The following is a 26,001-nucleotide window of genomic DNA, read 5'->3' as shown; positions in this document are numbered from 1 at the left end:
AATGGCAGAACTCAAGGGCGCATTGATCGGTTGCGGCTTCTTCGCAATCAATCAGATGCACGCGTGGCAGGACGTCGAAGGCGCTCGTATCGTTGCGATCTGCGACCGCGATCCGGAGCGGCTGAAGCTCGTCGGCGATCAGTTCGGCATTGAGCGTCGCTATGCAGATGCCGCCGCGATGTTTGCAGACGGCGGCTTTGACTTCGTCGATATCGCAACGACGGTCGCAAGCCATCGCGCCCTGGTGGAGATGGCTGCATCCCACAGGATCCCGGCGATCTGCCAGAAGCCGTTCGCGAAAACATTGAGCGACGCCAAGGCAATGGTTGCAGCCTGTGCTACGGCCGGCGTGCCGCTGATGGTGCATGAGAACTTCCGCTGGCAGACACCCATTCAGGCCGTCAAGACTGTTCTGCAGTCGGGCGCGATCGGTGAGCCCTTCTGGGGACGTTTCTCCTTCCGCTCCGGCTACGATGTGTTTTCCGGCCAGCCTTACCTGGCCGAAGGCGAACGGTTCATCATCGAGGATCTCGGCATTCATACGCTCGACATCGCCCGCTTCATCCTCGGTGATGTCGCTTCGCTGACGGCCCGCACCAAGCGGGTCAATCCGAAGATCAAGGGCGAGGATGTCGCCACCATCCTGCTCGACCATGAGAGCGGCGCGACGTCGATTGTCGACGTCAGCTACGCCTCCAAGCTTGCGACGGAGCCTTTCCCCGAGACTCTGATAGAACTCGACGGCACGAAGGGTAGTATTCGGCTGTCGCAGGGATATCGCCTTGAGGTCAGCGGTTCCGATGGCGTGACCGTATCCGATGCTTCACCTCGGCTTCTATCCTGGGCCTCGCGTCCCTGGCACAATATTCAGGAGAGCGTCCTGGCGATCCAGCAGCATTGGGCCGACCGCCTTGCCAATGGCGGCGAAACCTCCACGTCAGGCGCTGACAATCTCAAGACGCTGGCGCTTGTCGAGGCGGCCTATGAGAGTGCGGCAAGCTGGCGCCCGGTTGACATCGGAGCCATGTTGCGATGACGACCGAGAGCGACCCATTCGAGCTCTATGGCACACATGAGAGAGAAATGCCGCCTGTGCGGTTGACCGCTGGCAGGCTTACCGCCGACTTCAAGGACGGCAATCTGCGTTCGATTTGCTATGACGGCACCGAAGTCTTACGGGCAGTTTCCTATCTGGTTCGCGATCGCGATTGGGGCACCTATGCGCCCGTCATCGAGGATTTGCAGATCGATCAACGCGACAATGCCTTCTTCGTCAGCTACCTCGCACGCTGTTCAGGTCCTGAAAATACGGAACTTGCAATCGATGTACAGATCAGTGCGAAAGCGGGCGAAACACTGACTTTCGAAGCTGAAGCGCTTTCGGCTGCCGGCTTCGAAACCAACCGCTGCGGCTTCTGCATCCTGCATCCGATCGTCGGTGTTGCCGGCATGCCGGTATCCGTCGAGCATGTCGATGGCAGCTACGAGAGCACGCATTTTCCCGACTTGATCGAACCATGGCAGCCCTTCAAGGACATGCGGGCGATTACGCATAGCGTAACGTCGAACGTCACGGCCGAGTGCCGGATGGAAGGCGACACGTTCGAAATGGAAGACCAGCGCAACTGGTCGGATGCCTCCTATAAGACCTATGTTCGCCCGCTTGCCCTGCCCTGGCCCTATCGTATTCCCGCCGGGGAGCCCATGCCCCAGCGGATCGTTCTTTCAATAGGCGATATGCGGCGTGCCGCAGCCGTGCCGGCAATGGTCGCGGATCGGCGCCCGATTAAGTTGAACCTGGGAGAAGCTTCCGGCACCATGCCTGCGATCGGGCTCGTCATTACGCCCGAAGAAGCCGAAGCAACGCTCGCTGCTTGCAGTCGACTGCGCGAAATCGCGCCGCAGGAATTGCTCTTCCACTTCGACCCTGATGCCGGTCACGGGGCTGATGCCTTCAAATCCTTTGCGCCCATCGCAGCACTTCATGCCGGGCGATCGACTCTGGAAATCGCATTGCCCTGCCGCCTTGCTCCGCTTGCCGAAGCGCAGCAGATCGCGACCCTGATGCGAGATGCCGGTTTCAAGCCCGACGCCATCGTCATATCGCCTTCCGTCGATCGACAATCGACGCCGCCAGGCAGTAAATGGCCCGAATGCCCGCCTCTCGAAGAGGTTTATGCCGCAGCTCACGCCGCCTTCCCCGGCATCCGTCTTGGCGGCGGGATGCTCAGCTATTTTACTGAACTCAATCGCAAACGGGTGCCAGCCGAAACGCTCGGCTTCATCACCCATTGCACCAATCCGATCGTACATGCGGCGGACGATCTCAGCGTCATGCAGACGCTGGAAGCACTGCCCTTCATCACGCGCTCGGTGCGCGCCATCTACGGTGACAAGCCTTATCGTATCGGCCCCTCGACCATACCGATGCGACAGAACCCCTATGGCAGCCGGACCATGGACAATCCCCATAGCGCACGCATCGCCATGGCCAACACCGATCCGCGGCACAATGCCCGCTTCGGCGAGGCCTTTGCGCTCGGCTATGCCGCCCGCATCCTCGATGCCGGATTGGAGTGTCTGACGCTTTCGGCGCTGACCGGGCCTTTCGGCCTGATCGCCGGAGAAGAGGAGCCATCGGCCACGGGAACCACACGACCGCTTTTTAATGTCGTCTCCACCTTGTCTCGCCTCGCTGGCAGCCCGTGGCAGGAGTGTCTGTCGTCCGATCAGACCGCCGTGCTCGCCTTTATCACGGCGCAGCCTGGAACGGCTCGACAGCTCCATTTGGTCAACATCACACCCGCCTCGCAACAGATCCAGCTGGGAAGGTTCCGCCTGCTGGAGCAGCCCGGAAATACGAGGCTCACGCTTGATGCCTATAGCACTGCTTCCGCGGCTTTGATGGATTGACCTTCATTCGCAGACGCGCAAGTTAGTCCCAACAATCGCAATGATTTGGGAGTATCGGCGTGAAGACGAAAAAATTGATCAACGAAGGTGCCGCCGCCGTCGATGAGATGCTGGCCGGCATTTTGGCGGCTCATCCGCGCCACCTGCGCGCTGTCGAAGGATCGCCGCGTTCGATCGTCGCAAACGATGGTCCACGGACCGGCAAGGTCGGCCTGGTCATCGGCGGTGGGTCCGGGCATGAGCCGACATTTCTCGGCTTTGTCGGCAAGGGGCTGGCCGATGCTGCCGCTATCGGCAATGTCTTCGCCTCGCCGCCACCCGACCCGATCATCGAATGCGCCAAGGCCGTCGATGGCGGCGCCGGCGTGCTGTTCATGTACGGCAACTATGCCGGCGACGTCATGAATTTCGACATGGCGGCGGAAATGCTCGCCATGGACGAGATCGAGGTGCGTACCGTGCTGACGACGGATGACATCGCTTCTGCGCCGGTCGATCAGAAGGAGCGCCGTCGCGGGGTTGCCGGCAATGTCTTCATCTTCAAGGCCGCAGGTGCCGCCTGCGATCTCATGTACGGTTTCGACGATGTCGAACGGGTGGCGCGCTTCGCCAATGAACGCACCTATACGATGGGCGTCGCGCTCTCGCCCTGCTCGCTGCCGCAGACCCGCAAGCCGAATTTCGAGATCGGCACCGACGAGATGGAAATCGGCATGGGCATCCATGGCGAGCCCGGCGTCGCGCGCGGGCCGATGCGGTCGGCTGACGAAGTGACGAACGAACTCGTCGGCAAGATCCTCGACGAAATGAAGCCGGCGCGCGGCGACCGGGTTGCCGTGCTCGTCAATTCGCTGGGCTCGACGCCGCTCATGGAACTCTACATCATGATGCGCAAGCTCAAGACCATGCTCGACGATGCCGGCCTCGTCATTCACCTGTCGCTGGTCGGCAATTACTGCACGTCGTTGGAAATGGCCGGTGCATCGATCACGCTCATGCATCTTAACGACGAGCTGCAGCAGCTGATCGACCACCCCTGCGATTGTGCCATGTTCCGATCCGGCGAGGCGCTGTCATGACCATGATCGGAACGGAAGAGCTGAAGTCGCTTTTCGTGCGAATTGCTGAGGCTATGGCACGCGAAAAGGATCGTCTCTGCGAGCTGGATGGCGTGATCGGCGATGCCGATCATGGCATCGCCATGGAACTCGGCTTTGCCGCCGTCGCCAAGGCGGTTTCGGAGCTGGATTCGTCGACATGCGACCCGACACTGGTCTTCAACACGGCCGCGAAATCCTTCCTCAATGCCGTAGGCGCCTCATCCGGACCGCTTTATGCGACGGCGCTTATGCGCGCGGGCGCCGTCGCCAAGGGGAAGGTTTCGTTGAGCGAGGACGATGTGGTCGAGGTATTTTCGGCCTTTGCCAAAGGCATTCAGGATCGAGGCAAGGCAGAGGTCGGCGAAAAGACCATGGTCGATGCCTGGGCGCCCGCCGCTGCAGCCTGCCGTACCGCCCGAGATCAAGGCTTGTCGCTTGCTGAATGTCTAGCCGCTAGTCTTAAGGCCGGCGAGGCAGGAGCAGAAGCAACGAAAGATATGATTGCAGCAAAAGGCCGGTCATCGCGCCTCGGCGATCGAGCCTTGGGACACATGGACCCCGGCGCGGCGTCGGCCGTCATCATCATGGCCTGCTTTCACGATCACTTCATGTGATACTGCTGATAAGCTCATCATACCAGTTGACATGTTGACAACGATTTGTCAAAACCGCCCTCAGCTTTGCTCAGAGGAGGACGGGAGATGGCTGGCAACTTCAAATATGCGCGTTGGTTCGGCGCTGCTGCAATGGCGGCGGCTGCTTTTTCGGCGACCAGCGTCGCCGCAGAAGACCTGACGCTGTGGACGCTGAACTTCGACAATGGCGCAGCAAACGGCGCGCTGAAGAAGGTGGCGAAAGACTTCGAGGCCGCTAATCCCGGCACCCATGTCGAAATCGTCCAGCGCGGCGTTGACGAACACAAGACCGCCCTTCGCGTGGCGGCAGGCTCCAGCAAGGGACCGGATATCTATTTCAGCTGGGCCGGCCTTGGCCTCGGCGGCGAATATGTGAAGGCAGGCTTGTCGCTGCCCCTCGACAAATACTATACCCAGTATAAGTGGAACGACGAACTGCTTCCCTCTGCTGCCGCTTTTGCCGATCTCTATCCGGGCGGCAAGCACGGTGTTCCCTTCACCTTCAAGGGCGAAGCGATCTACTACAACAAGAAGCTCTTCCAGAAGGCCGGCATCACCGGTGAGCCGAAGACCTACGAGGAGCTGCTGACGGCAGCCGACAAACTCAAGGCAGCCGGAATTCCCGCCTTCACCTTTGGCGGCTCGGTCAACTGGCACGTCATGCGCCTGATGGACGTGCTGCTCGAAACCAAATGTGGCGCCGACAAGCATGACGCGCTGATGGCGATGAAGGCCGACTGGACGAAGGAGCCCTGCGCCACCGATGCCTTCACAGAATTTGCCAAGTGGACGAAGGACTACACGCTGAAGCCCTTCATGGGCATCAGCAACCAGCAGTCCTATACGCTGTTCGTCGCCGGCCGCGCCGCGATGATGCTCGAAGGCGACTGGCTGGTCAGCCAGCTGAGCGGTAGCAAGGTCAACCTCGACGATTACGGCGTCGTGCCGTTCCCGACGAACACGAACCGCCTCTACGGTTTCGCCGAGTACAATTACGTCAGCACCAAGAGCAAGAATCCCGATCTCGCCGCAAAATTCCTCGACTATTTCCTGTCGACCAAGGTGCAGCAGGATCTCGTCGGGCAGATCAGCTCGATCTCGGTCAACAAGAATGTTCAGTACACCGACCAGAAGCCGCTCGAGGCGAAATGGCTTGAGATCTTCAAGACCTATAGCAAGGTCTACATGAATGGCGACCAGGCATTTCCGCTTGACGTCACAACCGAATACTTCCGCGTAATCAACGATGTCGCCTCCGGCAACATCCAGCCGGCAGATGCTGCCAAGCAGCTGCAGACCTTCATCGCCGGTCGCACCTGATCGATCGAGGGAGGTCGCCGCTCCGATTGTCAATCGCGGCGGACGGCCTCCCTCACCCTTATGCCCACGCGTCAGCTGCCGCCGGGAGCAATCAGAATGTCATTCCGCAATCGAACACATGATCCCCGCGTACAGGCAGCGATCCTGCTTGCGCCGGCCATGCTGATCTACGCGATTTTCGCGCTTTATCCGATGCTGAACGTGGTGGTGCTGAGCTTCCAGAAATGGAACGGCCTCGATCCGCAGCGCCCGTTCGTCGGACTGGCAAACTATCAATATATCTTCACGCAGGACCCGGTCTTCTGGGTTGCTTTCCGCAACACCGTGATCTGGACGATCATGTGCGTGATCTTTCCGCCCATGGTCGGCCTGTTGCTGGCATTGAGCCTCAATCAGAAGCTCTTTGCCCGCAATACCTTCCGTGCCATCTTCTATCTGCCTGTTATCATCGCCCCGATCGCGGTCGCGACGATGTGGAAGTGGATGTACGATCCCTTCTTCGGTCTCTTCACCGAAATCCTGACCTCGATGGGTCTGCAGGGCTGGATTCAGGACTGGCTCGGCGACAAGGATATCGCGCTTTATTCCGTCTTCGTTGCCTATCTCTGGCAATCCGTCGGCTTTTCCATGGTCCTGTTTCTCGCGGGCCTGCAGAATGTCTCGCAGACGCTGGTGGAAGCAGCCCGCATCGACGGCGCCGGACGCTGGAACATCTTCCGCTACGTCACTTTGCCGGCGCTGCGCACGACACTGACCATCGTGCTGGTCCTCTCGGTCATCTCGTCGCTCAAGGCCTTCGATATCGTCTACGGCCTGACAGGCGGCGGGCCGGCGCAATCCACGCAGATGCTGGCGCTCTGGGCCTTCACGCAGGCCATGCAGATCTTCGATTTCGGCCGCGGCGCTGCGATCTCGGTCGTCCTGCTGCTCATCACCATCGTCGTCGTCATTCCCTACCTGCGCTGGACGCAGAAGCATGAGGAGGCCGAGCAATGACGGCAGCATCGGCAACATCCATGTCTGATGGCTTCGAGACCATCACGCCTGCAAAGCGCAAGCGCGACCCTGTCCTGATCGGCTTGTGGATCGCGCTCCTCGTCGTCGCGGCGATCTGGCTCGCACCTTTCGTCTTCATCGTCTTCACCTCGCTGAAGACGCAAGCCGATGTGACCTCGACGGGCGCCTTCATGCCCCCGCTCGATCCGGCCTTCGAGAACTATTCAAGCGCCTGGGGCCGCGGCAATTTCGCCAACGCCTTCCTGAACAGCGCCATTATTACCGTGATCAAGGTGCCGCTCGGGCTCATCCTCTCGGCAATGGCGGCCTATGCGCTTGCCAAGATCCGCATGCGGTTCAGCAAGCTGCTGCTGCTTGCCATCGTCTTTGGCACCATGATCCCCTTCCAGGTCATGCTGGCGCCGCTGTTCACTCTGGTCAATTCGCTCGGGCTCATCGACACCTATCCAGGCGTGATCCTGCCCTATATCGCCTTCGGCGTGCCCTATCAGGTCTTCATCCTGCATGGCTTCTTCAAAGGCATCCCGAAGGAACTGTCGGAAGCCGCGTTGATTGACGGCGCGAGCCACTTCACTATCTTCCGCCGGATATTCCTGCCCGTCTGCCTGCCGGTGCTCGCCGCGCTGCTGATCCTGGATTTCGTCTCGACGTGGAATGAATTCGCGATGGCGCTCGTGCTGCTGCAGGATCAGCACATGTGGACGCTGCCGCTTGGCCTCATGTCCTTCCAGGGTCAGTTTTCCAATGATTACGGGCAGTTAAACGCCGCAATCGTCATGACCGTGCTGCCGGCCACCATCGTTTATCTGATCTTCCAGCGCTACTTCGTCTCCGGCCTCACCTCCGGCGCGGTCAAGGGCTGAGCGGTCGCACCATCCATACATCTTCCGAGGAGAACATCATGTCCAACGCGTCCGTCGAAAAATGGGGAGTTTTCGAAGCGGCCTTCAATGGCCCTTCCGGTGGCAATCCCTATCTCGATGTGGCATTCGATGCCGTTTTCAGCCAGAACAGCCGCGAAGTCCGCGTGCCCGGCTTTTACGATGGCGACGGCATCTATCGCGTTCGCTTCATGCCGGACAATGAAGGGGAATGGTCGTTCCGTACGCGCTCAAAGACATCGGAACTGGATGGCAAGACCGGCTCTTTCGTCGCAACCAAGCCGTCCGAAGGCAACCATGGCCCCGTGCACGTCCACAACAAGTTCCATTTCGCCTATGCCGACGGCAAGCCTTTCCTGTCGTTCGGCACGACCTGCTATGCCTGGACGCACCAGCCACTCGACATGCAAGCGCAGACGCTCGAAACGCTGAAGAAGTCGCGCTTCAATAAGATCCGCATGGGCGTGTTCCCCAAGGACTATCCCTATAACGTCAATGAACCTCTTTATGCCTGCTTCGAGAAGGGCGCCGATGGGAAGGAAGACTTCGATCGGCCGAACCCGGTCCTATTCCAGCACTTTGAAAAGCAGGTCGCTGCCCTCTGCGCGCTCGGCATCGAAGCCGACATCATCATGTTCCACCCCTATGATCGCTGGGGCTATGCCGATATGTCGGCCGAACAGGATTTCCGTTACGTCGCCTATCTCGCGGCGCGGCTTGCCGCCTATCGCAACGTCTGGTGGGCGCTTGCCAACGAGTATGACTTCCTTCTCGACACCAAGCCGTTGCAACAGTGGGATCGCTATTTCCACATTCTCGAAGAGAACGATCCCTACGGCCACCTGAAATCCATCCACAACGGCGAGCCGACGATGAACTTCGATCATCGAAAGCCCTGGGTCACCCATACCTGCATCCAGAACTGGGACGTGAAGCGCACGCAGGAATGGCGTGAAGCCTATGGCAAGCCTGTCGTCAACGACGAGCCGGAATATGAAGGCAACATCATCCAGTCCTGGGGCAACCTGACGGCTGAGGAGCTTGTCCATCGCTTCTGGATCACGGTGACGCGTGGCGGCTATGCCGGCCACGGCGAAACCTATTCGCATCCGGAAGATCTGATCTGGTGGGCGAAGGGCGGCGAACTGCGCGGCGAAGCCTGGAAGCGCATCGGCTTCCTGCGCGATCTCCTGGAGCAGGATGTCGTCAACGGCCTGGAACCGATGTCCTCCTACGGCGAGTGGCCATGGACGCGCGTTTCCGGCGCGCGTGACGGTGAGGTCAGCTATATCTATCTCGGCGAACACCAGCCTGTCATCTGGTCCACCGGCCTGCCGAAGGACGGGACGGACTATGACGTCGACATCATCGACACATGGGAGATGACGATCACGCCCGCAAAGAAGGTGGAAGCACCGATCCCGCATCCGACGCGCCACGGCGCGATCGTGCGCGGCGGCAAGGCGGATGCCGCTTTCGGCGTGGAACTGCCGGGCAAGCCATACCAGGCGCTCCGCATCCGCAAGAAGCACTGATCGATCCAGAAGGGAAGAATGTCATGTCCGGATTGACTATCAAGAACGTCAGGAAGTCCTACGGCGCGGTAAACATTATCCATGGCGTCGATGTCGAAATCTCGGACGGCGAATTCGTCATTCTCGTCGGCCCATCGGGCTGCGGCAAGTCTACACTGCTGCGCATGATTGCCGGGCTCGAGGACATCACCGGCGGTGAGATCTCGATCGGCGGCCGGGTCGTCAACGACCTGCCGCCGAAGGATCGCGATATCGCGATGGTCTTCCAGAACTATGCGCTCTATCCGCAGATGACCGTGGCGCAGAACATGGGCTTTGCGCTGCAGCTTGCCGGCGCAAAGCGGGCTGAGATAGACCAGAAGGTCGGTGAAGCCGCCAAGATACTGGGTCTGCAGCCGTTGCTGGAGCGCAAACCCGCCCAGCTTTCCGGTGGCCAGCGCCAGCGCGTCGCCATGGGCCGCGCCATCGTGCGCGACCCCAAGGTCTTCCTCTTCGACGAGCCGCTTTCCAATCTCGATGCCAAGCTGCGCGTGAAGATGCGCGCCGAAATCAAGGCGCTGCATCAGCGCCTGAAGACGACGATCGTCTACGTGACCCACGATCAGATCGAGGCGATGACCATGGCCGACAAGATCGTCGTGCTGCAGGGCGGAAAGGTCGAGCAGGTGGGCTCGCCGCTTGAGCTTTACGATCGTCCGAAAAATGTCTTCGTCGCCGGCTTCCTCGGCTCACCGGCCATGAACTTTCTCGAAGGCAAGATCACGGGCGGGGCTTCTTCAGCACTGGTACTGCCGACCGGTACCCGCATCGAACTGTCGAACGCCCCGGCCCAATCGGATGGCCGGGAGGTCGTTCTGGGCGTGCGTCCGGAGGATATTTCCTTCGCCTCCGAAGGCGGTGTGGCCGCAACCGTCACGGTCGTCGAACCCACTGGCTCGGAAACGCATGTCGCGCTCGATCTGGAAGGCAAGGAATTGACCTGGGTGATGAGAGAGCGGGCAGAACTGACGCCTGGCCAGAAGGTTCAGCTCTCGCTGAAGACCCCGAACCTGCATTTCTTCGACAAGGCCAGTCAGCAGCGGCTGTAGAGGACACCGAAGAGCCGGTTGGCTCGGATCAGCCAGCCGCGCGCTTTTGAGTACCGCTCATGACGGAGAATACCCGCTTGATGAATGCCTCGCCATCGAACTGACGCGCAGCACCCTCGGCCACATGATCCGGGCGATCGAAGATGAACGCTTCAAGATTGACGATCGGCAAGTTCAGCCGCGTGCGCACATCGCCGATCATCGCCGTATGTGTGACGACAAGTTTGCAGCCGTTCGGTTCAAACCATTCCCGAATACCCGTCGCCGGTATGGCAGCCACCGACAATCCCTGCTCCGCCAGAACCGAGCCGATGCGAGACGCAACCTGCTGATTATCGAGACAGATCAGCACATCGGCCTGCGAGGGGGACGGTACATGGTTAGCCTGCATCAAGGGACCTCTCGTTTATACACGAGCGGAATATACCGATTCGGACGTAACGCGGTGTTATGAGTTGTTACATTTTGTTTCAGAACGATGACGGTTCGGCGAGCACGCCAAAGAACGACTTCATAAACAACATTAGATTTTTATCATAAGATATTTATAATATTGATCTTATTATAAAATCTAATAGCTTAACTACATGGAATTGTCTTAGAAAATCTCGGCCCATATGGCGGCGCAGATACGAGCGATGCATAGCGCAACACGGATTTCGGCGCGGATGCTGCCAAAGCCGGGTCCAATCCGCCGAGGCGGGAGCATGATCCCCGCCGTCCACTAGACCGGTGCACGACGGCGGCGGCTATGTCTGAGGTCGATGGCCGTGTGCCAGACGATCGTCGCGAAAATGATCGCGCCACCGATAAAGGTGGCAACCGGCGGCATCTCTGAGAAGAACAGCCAGACCCAGAACGGCGTCAGGACGATCTCCATCGAACTGATGAGGGCCGCATCGGCGGCAGGCATCTTTCTCGACCCGAAAAGGAAAAGAACGAAGGCCAATGCGAAATTCGTAGCGCCGAAAGCCGCCAGCAACAGCCAGTTGTGAATGTCCACCGAGCTCGTCGACGCGAAGGGAACGAAGACGACGAATGTCAAAAGCCCGCTGACGACGCTCGACGGCAGGATCGGGATGCTCGGATCCATGCGGGGTATGACGATGATGAGGGCGAAGGTAACCGTCATGCCGAGCGCCAGCAGATCGCCGACACCCGTACCTCCGCCGATCGAGGAGGCGACGATGACCGCGACGCCGATGAGGCAGATGCCACCGGCGATCAGCGTCCGCTTTGCCACCCGCTCCTTCAGCATGGTCCAGCTGAGGAACGCGGCAATGAATGGCGCGGTCGCATAGATCATGGTCACGTTTGCGACCGTGGTCGTATAAAGCGCGCCGATGAAGCACGCCTGGCTGATGGTCTGGCAGGCCAGCATCGCCAGCCCGGCAGGATGAAAGATCGACGCCCATTGCCGCCGCGAAAACCCGCCTTCGAGGAAAAAGCTGGGGATCAGCAGGAACAGGCCACCGAACAACGATCGCCAGGCGATCGCCGTCCATATGTCCGTGGTCAGCAGGCGTGCGTAGATGCCGCTGCAGCTCCACGCAAGCATTGCTGTCGCCACAAGTATAACGCCCCTCTCATATTCGCTGGCAAAAGCGGAGCGGGCCGGAAACTGGAATGTCATGTATGGACTCGAGGAACGAAGGAACGCCCCTGTGTGCGCCGATATTTGACATCAGGCAAACGAATAGTAGAGATAGTAGCTATCAGAAATATTTGTGGCCTGCCATGCGCGAACCAATCGAAAGCGACCTGCTGCGGACCTTTCTCGTCATCACCGAGACATCCAATTTTTCCACGGCCGCTCAAAGGATCGGCCGCACTCAATCGGCCGTCAGCGCCCAGATCAAGCGGCTCGAGGAGACGATCGGCGAAACGCTGTTCGAAAGAAGCGCTCGCGGGGCCGTTCTTACCCGCGCCGGCACTCAATTGCTTCCCTACGCACAGCGCGTGATCGAGCTTCTGAACGAGGCGGCTGCGAATATCCGCACGAAGCCGCTGGACGGACCAGTCCGGATCGGCATTCCCGAGGAATACAGCCAGACCATTCTTCCCGCCGCCTTGGCCGCCTTCGCAGTCAGGCATCCGGCCGTCGAAGTCACTGTCTCCTGCGATTACACGGCACATAATCTGGCGGCGCTGGAAAAAGATGAGCTGGACCTGGCCGTTGTCTTCGACTGGAATAACCAGAGCAACGGCGAAGTTCTCTGTATCGATCCGACAGTCTGGGTGACATCAGTGGTACATCGCGTGCATGAGGCGACACCTCTCCCCATCGCCGTTTATCGGGATTCGACGTGGTGTCGCGATTTTGCTCTGAAATCATTGGAGCAAGTCGGGCGGCGTTATCGCATCGCCTTCATCGCCGACACGAGCTCGGGTTTGAAGAATGCTGTCTCCGCCGGGCTTGCGGTGACGACGCTGTCGCGCAGCAACATTCCGCATAGCTGTCGGGAGCTCACGAGCGACGACGGTTTTCCGCCGGTCGATTCGTCGCGCGTCGTGCTTCGCCGCAACCCTTATCATTCGAGCGAGGCGATCCGCGAACTGGCGGAAATGGTGCGCGAGGCCTTCCAGCCTATGTCGGCTCTGCTGCAGCCATAGAGCGTCGACGCAGCCTGCGGCGCGTGCCGGATGGGCTTTCCGAAAAGCTGGCGCGATAGCTGCGGGAAAAGGCCGACGCTGAGTTGAAGCCTGTCGCAGCCGCGATCTCAGCGAACGAGGCCTTCGTCTCGATGACCTTGCGCCGCGCCGCATTGAGCCTCAGCGCCAGATAGTGCACATGCGGCGGCGCACCGATGCTCTCCTGGAAAAGCGCCTGCAAATGACGCGCGCTGACGCCGATGCGGCGGGCAAGGCGCGTAAGCACCAGCGGCTGCTCGATATGATCCTCCATCAGACGGATCGCCTGGGCCACGCGCGGATCGCGCATACGCAGACCGGCCGTCGATGGTGAAAGCTCCGCCGCGCTCTGCGTGCTCGCCGGCTCGTAGATGAACAGGCGGCTGACCTCGAGCGCAAGCGAATAGCCTTGCCGCCGCCGGATAAGCTCCAGCATCAGATCGACCGTCGGCAACGAACCCGCCGTGGTAATCCGCTTGCCGTCGATCACGTAACGGTCCCTGACCGCCTGTACCTGCGGATAGGCAAGCGCGAAATCGTCGTAGTCCTCCCAATGGACGGCAGCAGAGACATTGTCGAGCAGGCTCGCCTCGGCAAGCAGCCAGGTACCGGACTCGATGCCGGCGACCATCGAGCGGTGGCGTGCGGTTTGCGACAGCTGCATCTTCAGCGCCTGCGTCGCGCTGCGCCGCCAATTGTAGCTGGCGAGCACGAAAAGCGGCGCGGTATCCGAGGTCGGCCGGAAGCTGGAGCACGCCGGCACCGGGATAAGGCTGGTCGTTTCCGCGGGCAATCCATCCGGCGTGAAGAGACGCCAGCGATAAAGCTCGGCTCCGGAAATACGGTTGGCACCGCGCAGCGGCTCGATCACCGACGCGATCAGGATCAGGTTCGTCTCCGGAAGGATCAAAAGGTCGATGTCGAGTGTCTCGTTGGCCGATGTCTGCATTCAGCAATCCTTCGATCATTCCGAAACTGTATAGAATGTTTCCGATAATGCAAAGCATGAAGGCGTCTCATGGCTCGTAATGTCCTTAATACGAGGGAGAACAAAAATGCCTCTTGCGATGAACCGCGATGTCTTCATCACCTGTGCCGTGACCGGCGCCGGCGACACGGTTTCCAAATCCAGCCATGTTCCGATCACTCCCAAGCAGATCGCCGACTCCGCGATCGACGCCGCCAAGGCTGGGGCGGCAGTGGTTCACTGCCATGTCCGCGATCCGGAAACGGGCGCTGCCAGCCGCCGCAACGAACTCTATAGGGAAGTCACGGACCGGATCCGTTCGGCCGATATCGATGTCGTCTTGAACCTGACCGCCGGCATGGGCGGCGACCTGATTTTCGGCGATGTCGAGAGCCCGCTGCCGCTGAATGTCAAGGGCACCGACATGGCAGGCGCCTCCGAGCGCGTCAGCCACGTGGCCGAATGCCTGCCGGAAATCTGCACGCTCGATTGCGGCACGATGAACTTCAATCTTGGCGACTATGTCATGACCAACACGCCCTCGATGCTAAGGGCCATGGCAAAGAAGATGACCGATCTCGGCGTGCGCCCTGAGATCGAGGCCTTCGATACCGGACATCTCTGGTTTGCCAAACAGCTTGCCGAGGAGGGCTTGATCGAGGATCCGGTCCTCATCCAGCTCTGCATGGGCATCCCTTGGGGGGCGCCCGATGACCTCAACACCTTTATGGCGATGGTCAATAACGTTCCCAAAAGCTGGACCTTCTCGGCCTTTTCCATCGGTCGCAACGCTCTCGCCTACCCGGCGGCGGCGATCCTTGCCGGCGGCAATGTCCGCGTCGGGCTGGAAGACAATCTCTATGCCGGAAAAGGCATGCTGGCGACCAATGCGCAGCTCGTCGAAAAGGCAGTGCAGGTGGTCGAGGGCATGGGCGCGCGCATCATCGGCCCCGAAGATGTCCGCAAGAAGCTGAAACTGACGAAGCGCTGAGGCCCCGATGACCAAGATCAACAAGGCGGCCTGCATCGGCGGCGGCGTCATCGGCGGCGGATGGATCGCCCGCTTCCTGCTCGCGGGCATCGATGTCGATGTCTACGATCCGCACCCGGAGGCAACCCGCATCGTCGGCGAGGTTTTGGCGAATGCCGAAAAAGCCTATGCGATGCTCACCGGCGCACCGCTTCCGCCACGCGGCAAACTGACATTCAGGGATACGCTGGAAGCGGCCGTCGCCGGCGCCGACTGGATCCAGGAAAGCGTGCCCGAGCGGCTCGATCTCAAGCGCAATGTGCTGACGCAGATCGATGCGGCGGCAAAGCCGGATGCGCTGATCGGCTCATCCACGTCGGGGCTGCTGCCGACCGACCTGCAACGCGACATGCGTCATCCCGAGCGCCTGTTCGTCGCCCATCCCTATAATCCCGTCTATCTCCTACCGCTCGTCGAGATCGTCGGCGGCGAAAAGACCAGCGCCGCGACCATCCAGGCGGCGATGGAGCGCCTGCCGCCCATCGGCATGAAGGGCGTGCATATCGCCAAGGAGATCGAGGCTTTCGTCGGCGACCGCCTGCTGGAAGCCCTCTGGCGCGAGGCGCTGTGGCTGATCAAGGACGATATCTGCACCGTCGAGACGCTTGATGATGTCATCCGCTACTCCTTCGGCCTGCGCTGGGCGCAGATGGGCCTGTTCCAGACCTATCGCATCGCAGGCGGCGAAGCGGGCATGCGTCACTTCCTGGCGCAGTTCGGCCCTGCCCTGCAATGGAACTGGACCAAGCTGATGGATGTCGTCGATCTCGACGATGCCCTTGTCGAAAAGATCGGCCAGCAGTCGGACGAACAAGCGGATGGCCTGTCGATCCGCGAACTCGAGCGCATCCGCGACGAAAATCTCGTCGGCATCTTCCAGAGCCTCAAGGCAAGCCATGGCGGCAAGGGCTGGGGCGCCGGCAAGCTGCTGAAGGATTTCGAGCAACATCTTTGGGCAGCCGGCGGGGGCAAGAAAGAGACGCTGGACGTTACAAGACCGCTGCGCCTGATCGACACCAAGGTCAGCCCGGCATGGGTCGACTATAACGGCCACATGACCGAGCATCGCTATCTGCAGGTCTTCGGCGACACGTCGGATGCGCTGCTGCGCCTGATCGGCGTCGATCTCAATTATGTCGAGCGCGGCCATAGCTACTACACGGTGGAGACCCATATTCGCCATCTTGGCGAAGCCAAGCTCGGACAGGCCATCCATTCGACCGCGCAGATCCTCGCATCGGACGAAAAGCGGCTGCATGTCTTCCACGCGCTGTACGACACCGCGAGCGGCGACGTAATCGCCACGGCGGAACAGATGCTGTTGCATGTTGATGCGAAGGCAGGCAGAGCCGTTGCCGCACCGGAGGAGGTGCTGGCGAAGCTGAGGCCGATTGCCGCCGCGCACGCAGCCTTGAACACGCCGGAGGGAGCCGGCCGTCATGTGGGACAAAAACGCTAGGAGGAAGCGATCGTGAATTTCGGACTCAGCGAAGAACAAGAGATGATCGTCAAGACGGTCAGAGACTTCGTCGAGACGGAGATCTATCCGCACGAGAACGAGGTTGAACGCACCGGCATCGTGCCGTCTGAAATCGGAAACGAGATCCGGCGCAAATGTATCGAGCTCGGCTTCTATGCCTGCAATTTCCCCGAAGAGATCGGTGGTGCCGGGCTTGATCACCTAACCTTTACGCTCGTCGAACGCGAGCTTGGTCGCGGTTCCCTTGGGCTCACCGTCTTCTTCGGGCGCCCATCCGGTATCCTGATGGCCTGTGAGGGCGAGCAGCGCGAGCGCTATCTTATGCCGGCGGTGCGCGGCGAGAAAATCGATGCGCTCGCCATCACCGAACCGGATGCCGGCTCCGACATGCGTGGCATGAAGTGCGCGGCACGGCAGGATGGCGATGATTTCGTGCTCAACGGCACGAAGCATTTCATCTCGCACGCCGATGTCGCCGATTTCGTCATCGTCTTTGCCGCGACTGGTGAGGAGGATACGCATCGGGGCGTCAAGAAGAAGATCACCGCCTTCCTGGTCGACCGCGGCACACCGGGCTTCGATATTCTGAAAGGCTATGACTCGGTTTCACACCGTGGCTACCACAACTGCATTTTGAACTTCACCGATTGCCGTCTGCCGAAATCGCAGGTGCTGGGCGAAGTGCATCGCGGCTTCGATCTTGCCAATCAATGGCTCTATGGAACACGCCTGACAGTGGCCGCCACCTGCGTCGGCCGGGCTCGCCGTGTCTTCGATCTGGCCCTGCCCTATGCGGCTGAGCGCAAGCAATTCGGCAAACCGATCGGCGCCAATCAGGGCGTGTCGTTCAAGCTTGCCGACATGATCACCGAGATCGACGCTGCCGATCTGCTGACGCTGTCGGCCGCCTGGAAGCTCGATGCCGGCCTGCCCGCCAATCGCGAGATCGCGTCTGCCAAGCTCTACGCTTCGGAAATGCTTGCTCGTGTCACCGACGAGGCGATCCAGATCTTTGGCGGCATGGGATTGATGGACGACCTGCCGCTCGCCCGCTTCTGGCGCGATGCCCGTGTCGAGCGCATCTGGGACGGCACGTCCGAGATACAACGGCACATCATCAGCCGTGACCTGCTTCGGCCGTTCGGAGCATGAGCCCATGACACCGCGCTCGCTCGACCGCCTGATCCGACCCAGAACCATCGCCGTTTTCGGCGGCAGAGAGGCACGACGCGTCATCGAGCAATGCGACCTCATGGGATTTGCCGGTGAAATCTGGCCGGTGCATCCGACGCAGGAAAGTGTGCTCGGTCGCCGTTGCTATCGATCGGTGGCGGATCTGCCTGGCGCGCCCGACGCCGCCTTTGTCGGCGTCAACCGGGCGCTGACCATCGATATCATCCGCAACCTTGCAGCAAGGCGCGCCGGCGGCGCCGTCTGCTATGCCTCAGGCTTCAGCGAGGCGGTCGCGGAACTGGCTGACGGCGCGGATTTGCAGCGCGCGCTGGTCGAAGCGGCTGGTAACATGCCGATCGTTGGGCCAAATTGCTACGGCATGATCAACGGCCTCGACGGTGCCCTGCTCTGGCCCGATCAGCACGGCATTGTTAGGACCGAGCGCGGCGTTGCGATCCTTACGCAATCCTCCAATATAGCCATCAATCTCAGCATGCAGAGGCGCGGCCTGCCCATCAGCTATCTGATGACCGCAGGCAATCAGGCCCAGACCAGCCTTTCGAACCTTGCCCAAGCGGTCCTTGAAGACCCCCGCGTCACCGCGGTCGGCCTGCATATCGAAGGCTTTGGCGATATCCGGGCGCTGGAAGCCCTTGCCATGCGCGCCCGAGAGCTGAAGAAGCCGGTCGTAGCACTGAAGATTGGCAAATCCGAACAGGCGCAGCGCGCCACCGTTTCGCATACGGCCTCGCTTGCCGGCAGCGATGCGGTGGCCGGTGCCGTTCTCGACCGTCTCGGCATCGGCCGCGTCGCGACACTGCCGGAACTCATCGAAACGCTGAAACTGCTGCATGTCGCGGGTCCGCTTGAGAGCAATGCGATCTCCTCGATGAGCTGTTCGGGCGGCGAGGCCTCCCTGATGGCCGATGCTGCCGTCGGCAGGAATGTCGAATTTCGTGCCCTGAAGCCCGAACAGCTTCCGGCCCTGCGCGCAAGCCTCGGCCAGATGGTGACGCTCTCCAATCCCCTCGATTATCACACCTTCGTCTGGGGCGATCTGGCACGACAGACGGCGGCTTTCAGCGCCATGTTCGCCGGCGGCTATGCCCTCAATCTGCTTGTCCTCGATTTCCCGCGTGAAGATCGCTGCGACGGCGCGGACTGGATGATCACGGTTTCCGCCGTTACTGCTGCCGCCAAGCAGACCGGCGCTCGCGCCGGCATTCTGGCGACGCTGCCGGAAAACATGCCCGAGGCGATCGCCACCCAACTGATCGAAGCCGGCATGGTGCCGCTCTGCGGCATCAGCGAGGCGCTGGCGGCGGCAGATATTGCGAGCGGCATCGCCGATGCCTGGAAGAAGCCGCAGCCATTTCCGCTTGTCAGCGCACGCCCCGGGGCGGGTGAAGTCGAGACCTTGACCGAGGCCGAAGCCAAGGCCGAGCTCGCAGCCTCAGGCCTTGTGGTCCCCCTCGGCAAGACCGCTCAAACCGCAAGCGAGGCAGCCGACCGCGCGGAGCAACTCGGTTTCCCTGTTGCGCTCAAGGCGCTCGGCGTCGAGCACAAGTCCGAAGTCGGCGCCGTCAAGCTCAACCTATGGGATAGGAATGCCGTCATAGATGCGGCCGAAAGCATGGCAGGTGTCGCTCGTGGCTTCCTCGTCGAACGGATGGTCGATCGTCCTATTGCGGAGCTCATCGTCGGTGCCGTCCGCGATCCGGTCGTCGGCCTGACGCTGACGGTCGGCGCAGGCGGAATTCTCGTGGAATTGCTTGAAGATTCCGTTGTTTTGCCGCTTCCAGCCACGAAAGCCGAGGTCCTGGAGCGGATTTCGCGGCTGAAGATCCGCAAATTGATCGAGGGTTATCGCGGCAATAAAGGCAGCAGCCTCGAAATCGTTGCCGACGCCGTCCTATCAGCGGCAGAATATGTCGTAAAGAATGCTGCAAAGCTTGAAGAACTGGACATTAATCCATTGATGGTCCTAGCAGAATCCCGCGGCGTCGTTGCCGCGGATGCCCTCATCCGGCGAAGGAGGTAGCGGAAGTTGCAAGACCCCATTCGAACGCGAAGCGTGGACGGCATCCTTGAGGTCATTATCGACCGGCCGAAAGCCAACTCCATCGATCTGGCGACCAGCCGCAAGATGGGGCTGATCTTTCGCGACTTTCGCGACAATCCGGATCTGCGCGTTGCCATCGTCACCGGTGCCGGCGAGAAATTCTTTTCGGCCGGCTGGGATCTGAAGGCGGCGGCAGCCGGCGACGCGGTCGATGGCGACTACGGTGTCGGCGGCTTCGGCGGCCTGCAGGAGCTGCGCGACCTCAACAAGCCAATCATTTGCGCCGTCAACGGCATCTGTTGCGGCGGCGGGCTGGAGATCGCGCTGTCGACCGATCTTATCATCGCCGCCCCGCACGCCACTTTCGCCTTGCCCGAGATCCGCTCGGGCACCGTCGCCGACGCGGCATCGATCAAGCTGCCGAAGCGCATCCCCCATCACATTGCCATGGACATGCTGCTGACCGGTCGCTGGCTCAATGTCGAGGAGGCCCATCGCTGGGGCTTCGTCAACGAGATCGTCATGGCCGACAAGCTGATGGACAGGACTTGGGAACTGGCCCGCCTGCTCACAAGCGGGCCGCCGCTCGTCTATGCGGCGATCAAGGAAATCGTTCGTGAAGCGGAGGGTTCGACGTTCCAGACTGCCATGAACAAGATCACCAAACGGCAGTTTGCGACCGTCGACGTCCTCTATTCGAGTGAAGATCAATTGGAAGGCGCACGGGCTTTTGCGGAGAAGCGAGCCCCAATCTGGAAAGGAAGATAAAGGCGGCGGCAACCGCTGAATTTCCCGCATGCTCGCGGGCAACAGGCTTCAGGCGGAAGAGGAACCGAGACCTGAAGTGGCTTGTTCGGGAGCTTTGTCAACACGGCAAGAAGAAGGAACAGGGGAATGAACGACTATACGAAGTATCTGGCAAGCCGCGTCACCGCGGGCGGGCTTAACCGCCGCGAATTCATGGGACGCGCCATGGCTGCGGGCGTAACTTTGGCGCTCGCCGACAAACTCTTTACCGAAAGTGCAATGGCGGCCGAGCCGAAACGCGGCGGTCATCTCAAGCTTGGCCTTGAAGGCGGTGCTGCAACCGATTCCAAGGACCCGGCGAAATTCCTGTCGCAAGTGATGTTCTGCATCGGCCGCTGCTGGGGCGACATGCTGGTGGAATCCCACCCGCTGACGGGTGCCGCCGTTCCCTCGCTCGCAGAATCCTGGGAGCCGTCGAAGGATGCGGCGACCTGGACCTTCAAGATCCGCAAGGGCGTCAAATTCCATAATGGCAAGGACCTGACGATCGACGACGTCGTCGCCACGCTCAAGCGTCATACGGATGCGAAATCGGAATCGGGCGCTCTCGGCGTCATGAAGTCGATCAAGGAGATCAAGGCTGACGGCGACAATCTCGTCCTGACGCTGACCGAGGGCAACGCCGACATGCCGTTGCTCCTGACCGACTATCACCTCGTCATCCAACCGAATGGTGGCTATGACGATCCCTTAGCCTCGATCGGCACCGGTCCCTACAAGCAGGTCAGCTTCGAGCCCGGCGTGCGCGCCACCTTCGAGCGCAACAAGGACGACTGGCGCACCGACCGCGGCTTCGTCGACAGCGTCGAAATCATCTGCATGAACGACGCGACGGCGCGTATCGCGGCGCTTTCGTCCGGACAGGTTCATTACATCAACCGCGTCGATCCGAAGACCGTGGATCTTCTGAAGCGCGCGCCGACCGTCGAAATCCTGTCCACCGCCGGTCGCGGCCACTACGTCTTCATCATGCATTGCGACAAGGCGCCCTTCGACAACAACGACCTGCGCCTGGCACTGAAATACGCCATGGATCGTGAGACCATGGTCAAGAAGATTCTCGGCGGCTACGGCAAGGTCGGTAACGACTTCCCGATCAACAGCACCTACGCCCTTTTCCCCGAAGGCATCGAGCAACGCGCCTACGATCCCGACAAGGCCGCCTTCCACTACAAGAAGTCCGGTCATAGCGGTTCCGTGCTGCTGCGAACCTCGGAAGTCGCCTTCCCCGGTGCCGTCGACGCAGCCGTCCTCTATCAGGAAAGCTGCAAGAAGGCCGGCATCAACATCGAGGTCAAGCGCGAACCGGGCGATGGCTACTGGACGAACGTCTGGAACGTCCAGCCCTTCTCCACCTCCTACTGGGGCGGACGACCGACGCAGGACCAGATGTATTCCACCGCCTATCTGTCGACGGCGGACTGGAACGACACGCGCTTCAAGCGCCCCGACTTCGACAAGCTTCTGCTACAGGCCCGCTCCGAACTGGACGAGGCCAAGCGCAAGGAGCTCTACCGCGCCATGGCGATGATGGTACGCGACGAAGGCGGCGTCATCCTGCCGATGTTCAACGATTTCGTGAACGCCTCCACCAAGCAGGTGAAGGGCTATGTCCACGATATCGGCAACGACATGTCGAACGGCTACGTCGCGACCCGCGTCTGGCTGGACGCCTGATGCCCGAAGCCGGGCGAAAACGCCCTCATCTCTGACACAGCCGGGACCGCGAAAACCTTTCGCGGTCCTCCCAACGTTTCAAGCAACTCCCGGAAAAAAGCGCAGCTGCTTTCCGTCCGGAATTGCGTAAAACAACAAGATAGAGCGGCTCAGCGATTCCCATAAAACATGGAACCGCTCTAAGTGCGAGGCATCGGCCATGTCCAATCTGCCCCCCGGAACCGTTTTGCCCGGGCTGAGGTTCAAGCAGCGTTTTCCGCTGCTGTCCCTGATTATCGAGCGGTGCGTGCTCAGCATCATCCTGCTCTTTGCGGTCTCCGTCCTGATTTTCGGCGGGCTCGAAGCCTTGCCCGGCGATTTCGCCACGACCTATCTTGGCCAGTCGGCAACGCCGCAGGCCGTCGCCAATATCCGCGAGGAACTCGGCCTCAATCGGCCCGTCGTCACCCGCTATGTGGAATGGCTCGGCAATGCCGTGCAGGGCGATTTCGGCACCTCCTGGGCGAGCAAGAATTCCGTCAGCGAGCAGATCGGCAAACGGCTCGGCAATTCACTCTTTCTGGCCGGCTTTGCTGCGTTGATCTCGGTGCCGCTCGCCGTCTGCCTCGGGATGCTCGCCGTCCACTATCGAAACCGCGTGCCGGACAAGATCATCAACGTCATTTCTCTGGCGGCGATCTCGCTACCGGAATTCTTCATTGGCTATCTCCTCATCATGTTCTTCTCGGTGAAATTCGGCGTCGCGACCTTTCCGGCAACGGTGTTCGACGGCATGGGCCTGGCCGACAGGCTGAAGGCGATCGCGCTTCCGACCGCGACCCTGGTTCTGGTCGTGCTTGCGCATATGATGCGCATGACCCGCGCGGCCATTCTGTCCGTCATGTCCTCGGCCTATATGGAGACGGCGGAGCTGAAGGGGCTCTCGGCCTTCCGCGCCATCGTCAAGCACGCCGCGCCCAATGCACTGGCGCCGATCATCAACGTCATCGCGCTGAACCTTGCCTATCTCATCGTCGGAGTCGTCGTCGTCGAAGTCGTCTTCGTCTATCCCGGCATGGGCCAATACATGGTCGACGCGGTGACGGTGCGCGACATGCCTGTCGTCCAGGCCTGCGGCTTGATCTTCGCCGCCGTCTACATCTTCCTCAACATGACGGCCGATATTCTGGCGATCGTCGCCAACCCGCGTCTGAGGCATCCGCGATGAGATTGAGAGATATCCCCATCACCGCCTGGATCGGCATCATCGGTATCCTGATCGCCTTCGTCTGCGCGATCTTCGCCCCCTGGATCGCCCCTTACGGCGAGACGGAAGTCGTCGGCAACGTCTGGCAGCCCGCCGATGCGCAATATTTCTTTGGCCTCGACAATCTCGGCCGCGATATCCTGTCGCGTCTCATCTACGGCACCCGCACGACGCTCTTCGTCGCTCTGGCGGCGACGATCATCTCCTTCTCGCTCGGCATCATCCTGAGTTTCACCGCCGCCGTCTCGCGCGGATGGATCGACACGATCTTTTCGCGCTTCAACGACCTGATGATGTCGATCCCGACACTGATCTTCGCGCTCGTCGTGCTCGCCGTGCTACCGCAAAACCTGATCGTGCTGATCCTCGTCATGGCCATCCTCGATTCCACCCGCGTCTACCGCCTCGGTCGCGCTGTGGCACTTGATGTTGCGGTCATGGAGTTCGTGGAAGCGGCCAAGCTGCGCGGCGAAGGCAAGATCTGGATCATCTTCCGCGAGATCTTGCCGAATACGCTATCGCCGCTGCTGGCGGAATTCGGGTTGCGCTTTGCCTTCTCGATCCTGTTCCTCTCCACCCTGTCCTTCCTCGGCCTCGGCATCCAGCCGCCGGCGGCCGACTGGGGCGGCATGGTGAAGGACAACAAGGACGGCATCATCTTCGGCATTTCCGCCGCCCTCGTGCCGGGTTCCGCCATCGCGGCGCTGGCAATCTGTGTCAATCTGGTGGTCGACTGGCTGTTAAGGCGCACCTCCAGCCTCAAGGGAGGGCGTGGCGATGCCTGAGCTTCTTTCCGTTCGCGATCTGAAGATCGAGGCGACCAGCTATCCACCCGGCGAGCCACCGAAACGCGTCACCATCGTCGATGGCGTTTCCTTCGATCTGCAAAAGGGCAAGGTGCTTGGCCTGATCGGCGAGTCCGGCGCCGGCAAATCGACCATCGGCCTCTCGGCCCTCGCCTACGGCCGCGGTGGCGCGGAAATTACCGGCGGCCAGGTGCAGCTTGACGGCACAGACATCTTGCCGCTCGGAAAATCCGGCATCCGCAAGATCCGGGGCGCGCGGGTCTGCTATGTCGCCCAATCGGCCGCCGCCGCCTTCAACCCTGCGCATAGGCTCGGCGATCAGGTGATCGAAGCGACCGTGAAGCATGGTCTGATGACGAAGGCGGAGGCGAGAAAGCGGGCGCTCTATCTCTTCCGGGTGCTTGGCCTGCCCAATCCCGAAACATTCGGCGAGCGCTACCCGCATCAGGTCTCCGGCGGCCAGCTGCAGCGCGCCATGACCGCCATGGCGCTCTGCTCCAATCCGGAGCTGATTGTCTTCGACGAGCCGACGACCGCACTGGATGTCACCACGCAGATCGACGTGCTGGCGGCGATCAAGCACGCCATCGAGGAGACCCATACGGCCGCCCTCTACATCACCCATGACCTTGCCGTCGTCGCCCAGATTTCCGATGACATCATGGTGCTGAGGCACGGCAAGACGGTGGAACATGGCAGCGTTCAGCAGATCATCGAAGAGCCTCGGCAAGACTATACCCGCGCGCTGGTCAATGTCCGCCAGGAAGCGCGAGCGGAAGCTGCCGATCAATCGAGCGCGCTTCTGAAAGTCGAGAATATCAGCGCGCAATATTCCAATGGTTTCATGGTATTGCACGATGTTTCTCTACATGTTCCGAAAGGCCAGACGCTGGCCGTTGTCGGTGAGTCCGGCTCCGGAAAGTCGACGCTCGCCCGTGTCATCACCGGCCTGTTGCCGCCGAGCGACGGGCGGATCTCCTTCGACGGCAAGCCGCTGACACCGGCCTTGAAAAACCGCTCGCGGGAGGAATTGCGCCGCATCCAGCTGATCTACCAGATGGCCGATACCGCGATGAACCCGCGCCAGACCGTGCGCGATATCATTGGTCGCCCGCTGACCTTCTATGACGGCCTGCATGGTGCGGCGAAGACCGCGCGCGTTAAGGAGCTGCTCGACCAGATCGAGATGGGCAACGGCTTCATCGATCGCTATCCGGCCGAGCTTTCCGGCGGCCAGAAGCAGCGCGTCGCCATCGCGCGAGCACTTGCGGCCAAGCCGGAACTCATCCTCTGCGACGAGCCGACCTCGGCGCTCGATCCGCTGGTGGCCGAAGGCATTTTGAAACTGCTGCTGAAGCTGCAGGAAGAGGCGCACCTCTCCTACGTTTTCATCACCCACGATATCGCCATCGTGCGCGCGATCGCCGACAGCGTTGCGGTGATGCATCGTGGCAAACTCGTCCGTTTCGGCCCGAAATCGCAAGCGCTTTCGCCGCCCTTCGACGATTACACCGACCTGCTACTGAAATCCGTGCCCGAGATGGAGATCGGCTGGCTGGAGCGTGTACTGACGACGCGGAAGATGGAGAGTGCCGGAAATTGAAGCTTCGGCGTTTCTAATCTGGCGGCTTAG

The 26,001-nt window shown here is 60.7% G+C and carries 22 protein-coding genes; 19 read left to right on the top strand and 3 right to left on the bottom strand.

Going from position 1 to position 26,001, the window contains the following annotated elements; genetic code table 11:
- Nucleotide 1 precedes the first annotated feature (1 nt).
- The 9 genes from ABOK31_RS26460 to ugpC all read left to right on the top strand — a co-directional run bounded on the left by ABOK31_RS26460 (nucleotide 2) and on the right by ugpC (nucleotide 10,489).
- The gene (locus ABOK31_RS26460) at nucleotides 2-1,036 is read left to right on the top strand and encodes a Gfo/Idh/MocA family oxidoreductase (RefSeq protein WP_349959729.1); all 1,035 of its coding nucleotides are present in this window, start codon (nucleotides 2-4) and stop codon (nucleotides 1,034-1,036) included.
- A complete protein-coding gene (locus ABOK31_RS26455) occupies nucleotides 1,033-2,913 on the top strand; it encodes a hypothetical protein (RefSeq protein WP_174173030.1) in 1,881 nt (626 codons plus the stop codon). Before ABOK31_RS26460 ends, ABOK31_RS26455 begins: the two co-directional genes overlap by 4 nt.
- Nucleotides 2,914-2,972: 59 nt before the next feature.
- Nucleotides 2,973-3,992: a dihydroxyacetone kinase subunit DhaK gene (locus tag ABOK31_RS26450; protein ID WP_174173031.1), complete on the top strand. Its 1,020-nt coding sequence runs from the start codon at nucleotides 2,973-2,975 to the stop codon at nucleotides 3,990-3,992.
- Nucleotides 3,989-4,627 carry a dihydroxyacetone kinase subunit DhaL gene (gene dhaL, locus ABOK31_RS26445; RefSeq protein WP_174173032.1) on the top strand — a complete coding sequence of 213 codons (639 nt, stop codon included), beginning with the start codon at nucleotides 3,989-3,991 and terminating at the stop codon, nucleotides 4,625-4,627. Before ABOK31_RS26450 ends, dhaL begins: the two co-directional genes overlap by 4 nt.
- A gap of 87 nt (nucleotides 4,628-4,714) precedes the next feature.
- The gene (locus tag ABOK31_RS26440) at nucleotides 4,715-5,968 is read left to right on the top strand and encodes an extracellular solute-binding protein (RefSeq protein ID WP_349959727.1); all 1,254 of its coding nucleotides are present in this window, start codon (nucleotides 4,715-4,717) and stop codon (nucleotides 5,966-5,968) included.
- A gap of 96 nt (nucleotides 5,969-6,064) precedes the next feature.
- The gene (locus ABOK31_RS26435) at nucleotides 6,065-6,964 is read left to right on the top strand and encodes a sugar ABC transporter permease (protein ID WP_174173034.1); all 900 of its coding nucleotides are present in this window, start codon (nucleotides 6,065-6,067) and stop codon (nucleotides 6,962-6,964) included.
- 20 nt (nucleotides 6,965-6,984) lie between these two features.
- On the top strand, nucleotides 6,985-7,848 hold the full coding sequence (locus ABOK31_RS26430; protein WP_349961321.1) for a carbohydrate ABC transporter permease: 864 nt from the start codon (nucleotides 6,985-6,987) through the stop codon (nucleotides 7,846-7,848).
- Nucleotides 7,849-7,886: 38 nt separating this feature from the next.
- Nucleotides 7,887-9,401: a DUF5060 domain-containing protein gene (locus tag ABOK31_RS26425; RefSeq protein ID WP_349959725.1), complete on the top strand. Its 1,515-nt coding sequence runs from the start codon at nucleotides 7,887-7,889 to the stop codon at nucleotides 9,399-9,401.
- A 23-nt stretch (nucleotides 9,402-9,424) separates the two neighbouring features.
- Nucleotides 9,425-10,489, top strand: a complete 1,065-nt coding sequence (gene ugpC, locus ABOK31_RS26420; protein WP_349959723.1) for a sn-glycerol-3-phosphate ABC transporter ATP-binding protein UgpC — start codon at nucleotides 9,425-9,427, stop codon at nucleotides 10,487-10,489.
- Between the two features lie 28 nt (nucleotides 10,490-10,517).
- Here ugpC and ABOK31_RS26415 read toward each other — a convergent pair whose 3' ends face one another.
- Both ABOK31_RS26415 and ABOK31_RS26410 read right to left on the bottom strand, forming a co-directional pair.
- Entirely contained in the window at nucleotides 10,518-10,880 is a 363-nt protein-coding gene (locus tag ABOK31_RS26415) for a hypothetical protein (protein ID WP_349959721.1), read from the bottom strand.
- 333 nt (nucleotides 10,881-11,213) lie between these two features.
- The gene (locus ABOK31_RS26410; protein WP_174173038.1) at nucleotides 11,214-12,122 is read right to left on the bottom strand and encodes a DMT family transporter; all 909 of its coding nucleotides are present in this window, start codon (nucleotides 12,120-12,122) and stop codon (nucleotides 11,214-11,216) included.
- A 104-nt stretch (nucleotides 12,123-12,226) separates the two neighbouring features.
- Here ABOK31_RS26410 and ABOK31_RS26405 point away from each other — a divergent pair, with 104 nt between their 5' ends.
- A complete protein-coding gene (locus tag ABOK31_RS26405; RefSeq protein WP_349959719.1) occupies nucleotides 12,227-13,102 on the top strand; it encodes a LysR substrate-binding domain-containing protein in 876 nt (291 codons plus the stop codon).
- Here ABOK31_RS26405 and ABOK31_RS26400 read toward each other — a convergent pair.
- Nucleotides 13,077-14,069, bottom strand: a complete 993-nt coding sequence (locus ABOK31_RS26400; RefSeq protein WP_349959718.1) for a GlxA family transcriptional regulator — start codon at nucleotides 14,067-14,069, stop codon at nucleotides 13,077-13,079. The two genes, ABOK31_RS26405 and ABOK31_RS26400, sit on opposite strands and share 26 nt — an antisense overlap.
- A gap of 106 nt (nucleotides 14,070-14,175) precedes the next feature.
- Here ABOK31_RS26400 and ABOK31_RS26395 point away from each other — a divergent pair, with 106 nt between their 5' ends.
- The 9 genes from ABOK31_RS26395 (at nucleotide 14,176) to ABOK31_RS26355 (ending at nucleotide 25,971) form a co-directional block, all read left to right on the top strand.
- Nucleotides 14,176-15,078: a 3-keto-5-aminohexanoate cleavage protein gene (locus ABOK31_RS26395; protein WP_349959716.1), complete on the top strand. Its 903-nt coding sequence runs from the start codon at nucleotides 14,176-14,178 to the stop codon at nucleotides 15,076-15,078.
- Between the two features lie 7 nt (nucleotides 15,079-15,085).
- Entirely contained in the window at nucleotides 15,086-16,576 is a 1,491-nt protein-coding gene (locus ABOK31_RS26390) for a carnitine 3-dehydrogenase (protein WP_349959714.1), read from the top strand.
- 12 nt (nucleotides 16,577-16,588) lie between these two features.
- Complete coding sequence (locus tag ABOK31_RS26385) at nucleotides 16,589-17,749, top strand: acyl-CoA dehydrogenase family protein (RefSeq protein ID WP_349959712.1); 1,161 nt, start codon at nucleotides 16,589-16,591, stop codon at nucleotides 17,747-17,749.
- 4 nt (nucleotides 17,750-17,753) lie between these two features.
- Nucleotides 17,754-19,811 (top strand): acetate--CoA ligase family protein, encoded by a 2,058-nt coding sequence (locus ABOK31_RS26380; protein WP_349959710.1) that lies wholly within the window; start codon nucleotides 17,754-17,756, stop codon nucleotides 19,809-19,811.
- Between the two features lie 6 nt (nucleotides 19,812-19,817).
- Nucleotides 19,818-20,600, top strand: coding sequence for a carnitinyl-CoA dehydratase (locus ABOK31_RS26375; protein WP_349959708.1), 783 nt, complete (start codon nucleotides 19,818-19,820; stop codon nucleotides 20,598-20,600).
- Between the two features lie 126 nt (nucleotides 20,601-20,726).
- Nucleotides 20,727-22,316, top strand: a complete 1,590-nt coding sequence (locus ABOK31_RS26370; RefSeq protein WP_174173046.1) for an ABC transporter substrate-binding protein — start codon at nucleotides 20,727-20,729, stop codon at nucleotides 22,314-22,316.
- A gap of 199 nt (nucleotides 22,317-22,515) precedes the next feature.
- On the top strand, nucleotides 22,516-23,523 hold the full coding sequence (locus tag ABOK31_RS26365; RefSeq protein ID WP_349959706.1) for an ABC transporter permease: 1,008 nt from the start codon (nucleotides 22,516-22,518) through the stop codon (nucleotides 23,521-23,523).
- Nucleotides 23,520-24,347, top strand: coding sequence for an ABC transporter permease (locus ABOK31_RS26360; RefSeq protein WP_349959705.1), 828 nt, complete (start codon nucleotides 23,520-23,522; stop codon nucleotides 24,345-24,347). Before ABOK31_RS26365 ends, ABOK31_RS26360 begins: the two co-directional genes overlap by 4 nt.
- A complete protein-coding gene (locus ABOK31_RS26355) occupies nucleotides 24,340-25,971 on the top strand; it encodes an ABC transporter ATP-binding protein (protein ID WP_349959703.1) in 1,632 nt (543 codons plus the stop codon). Before ABOK31_RS26360 ends, ABOK31_RS26355 begins: the two co-directional genes overlap by 8 nt.
- Nucleotides 25,972-26,001 lie beyond the last annotated feature (30 nt).

This window comes from Rhizobium sp. ZPR4 (assembly GCF_040215725.1).
Classification (GTDB): domain Bacteria; phylum Pseudomonadota; class Alphaproteobacteria; order Rhizobiales; family Rhizobiaceae; genus Rhizobium; species Rhizobium rhizogenes_D.
The sequence above is the reverse complement of the archived record's forward strand: the minus strand, read 5'-3'. Positions and strand labels throughout refer to the sequence as shown.

Bases quoted from the DNA above. Each gene is read 5' to 3' on its own strand.
- ABOK31_RS26365 (WP_349959706.1), top strand. From the start codon at position 22,516: ATGTCCAATCTGCCCCCCGGAACCGTTTTGCCCGGGCTGAGGTTCAAG.
- ABOK31_RS26400 (WP_349959718.1), bottom strand. From the start codon at position 14,069: ATGCAGACATCGGCCAACGAGACACTCGACATCGACCTTTTGATCCTT.
- ABOK31_RS26410 (WP_174173038.1), bottom strand. From the start codon at position 12,122: ATGACATTCCAGTTTCCGGCCCGCTCCGCTTTTGCCAGCGAATATGAG.
- ABOK31_RS26415 (WP_349959721.1), bottom strand. From the start codon at position 10,880: ATGCAGGCTAACCATGTACCGTCCCCCTCGCAGGCCGATGTGCTGATC.
- ABOK31_RS26370 (WP_174173046.1), top strand. From the start codon at position 20,727: ATGAACGACTATACGAAGTATCTGGCAAGCCGCGTCACCGCGGGCGGG.
- ABOK31_RS26355 (WP_349959703.1), top strand. From the start codon at position 24,340: ATGCCTGAGCTTCTTTCCGTTCGCGATCTGAAGATCGAGGCGACCAGC.
- ABOK31_RS26435 (WP_174173034.1), top strand. From the start codon at position 6,065: ATGTCATTCCGCAATCGAACACATGATCCCCGCGTACAGGCAGCGATC.
- ABOK31_RS26380 (WP_349959710.1), top strand. From the start codon at position 17,754: ATGACACCGCGCTCGCTCGACCGCCTGATCCGACCCAGAACCATCGCC.
- ABOK31_RS26440 (WP_349959727.1), top strand. From the start codon at position 4,715: ATGGCTGGCAACTTCAAATATGCGCGTTGGTTCGGCGCTGCTGCAATG.
- ABOK31_RS26460 (WP_349959729.1), top strand. From the start codon at position 2: ATGGCAGAACTCAAGGGCGCATTGATCGGTTGCGGCTTCTTCGCAATC.
- ABOK31_RS26395 (WP_349959716.1), top strand. From the start codon at position 14,176: ATGCCTCTTGCGATGAACCGCGATGTCTTCATCACCTGTGCCGTGACC.
- ABOK31_RS26405 (WP_349959719.1), top strand. From the start codon at position 12,227: ATGCGCGAACCAATCGAAAGCGACCTGCTGCGGACCTTTCTCGTCATC.
- ABOK31_RS26425 (WP_349959725.1), top strand. From the start codon at position 7,887: ATGTCCAACGCGTCCGTCGAAAAATGGGGAGTTTTCGAAGCGGCCTTC.
- ABOK31_RS26455 (WP_174173030.1), top strand. From the start codon at position 1,033: ATGACGACCGAGAGCGACCCATTCGAGCTCTATGGCACACATGAGAGA.
- ugpC (WP_349959723.1), top strand. From the start codon at position 9,425: ATGTCCGGATTGACTATCAAGAACGTCAGGAAGTCCTACGGCGCGGTA.
- ABOK31_RS26360 (WP_349959705.1), top strand. From the start codon at position 23,520: ATGAGATTGAGAGATATCCCCATCACCGCCTGGATCGGCATCATCGGT.
- dhaL (WP_174173032.1), top strand. From the start codon at position 3,989: ATGACCATGATCGGAACGGAAGAGCTGAAGTCGCTTTTCGTGCGAATT.
- ABOK31_RS26390 (WP_349959714.1), top strand. From the start codon at position 15,086: ATGACCAAGATCAACAAGGCGGCCTGCATCGGCGGCGGCGTCATCGGC.
- ABOK31_RS26430 (WP_349961321.1), top strand. From the start codon at position 6,985: ATGTCTGATGGCTTCGAGACCATCACGCCTGCAAAGCGCAAGCGCGAC.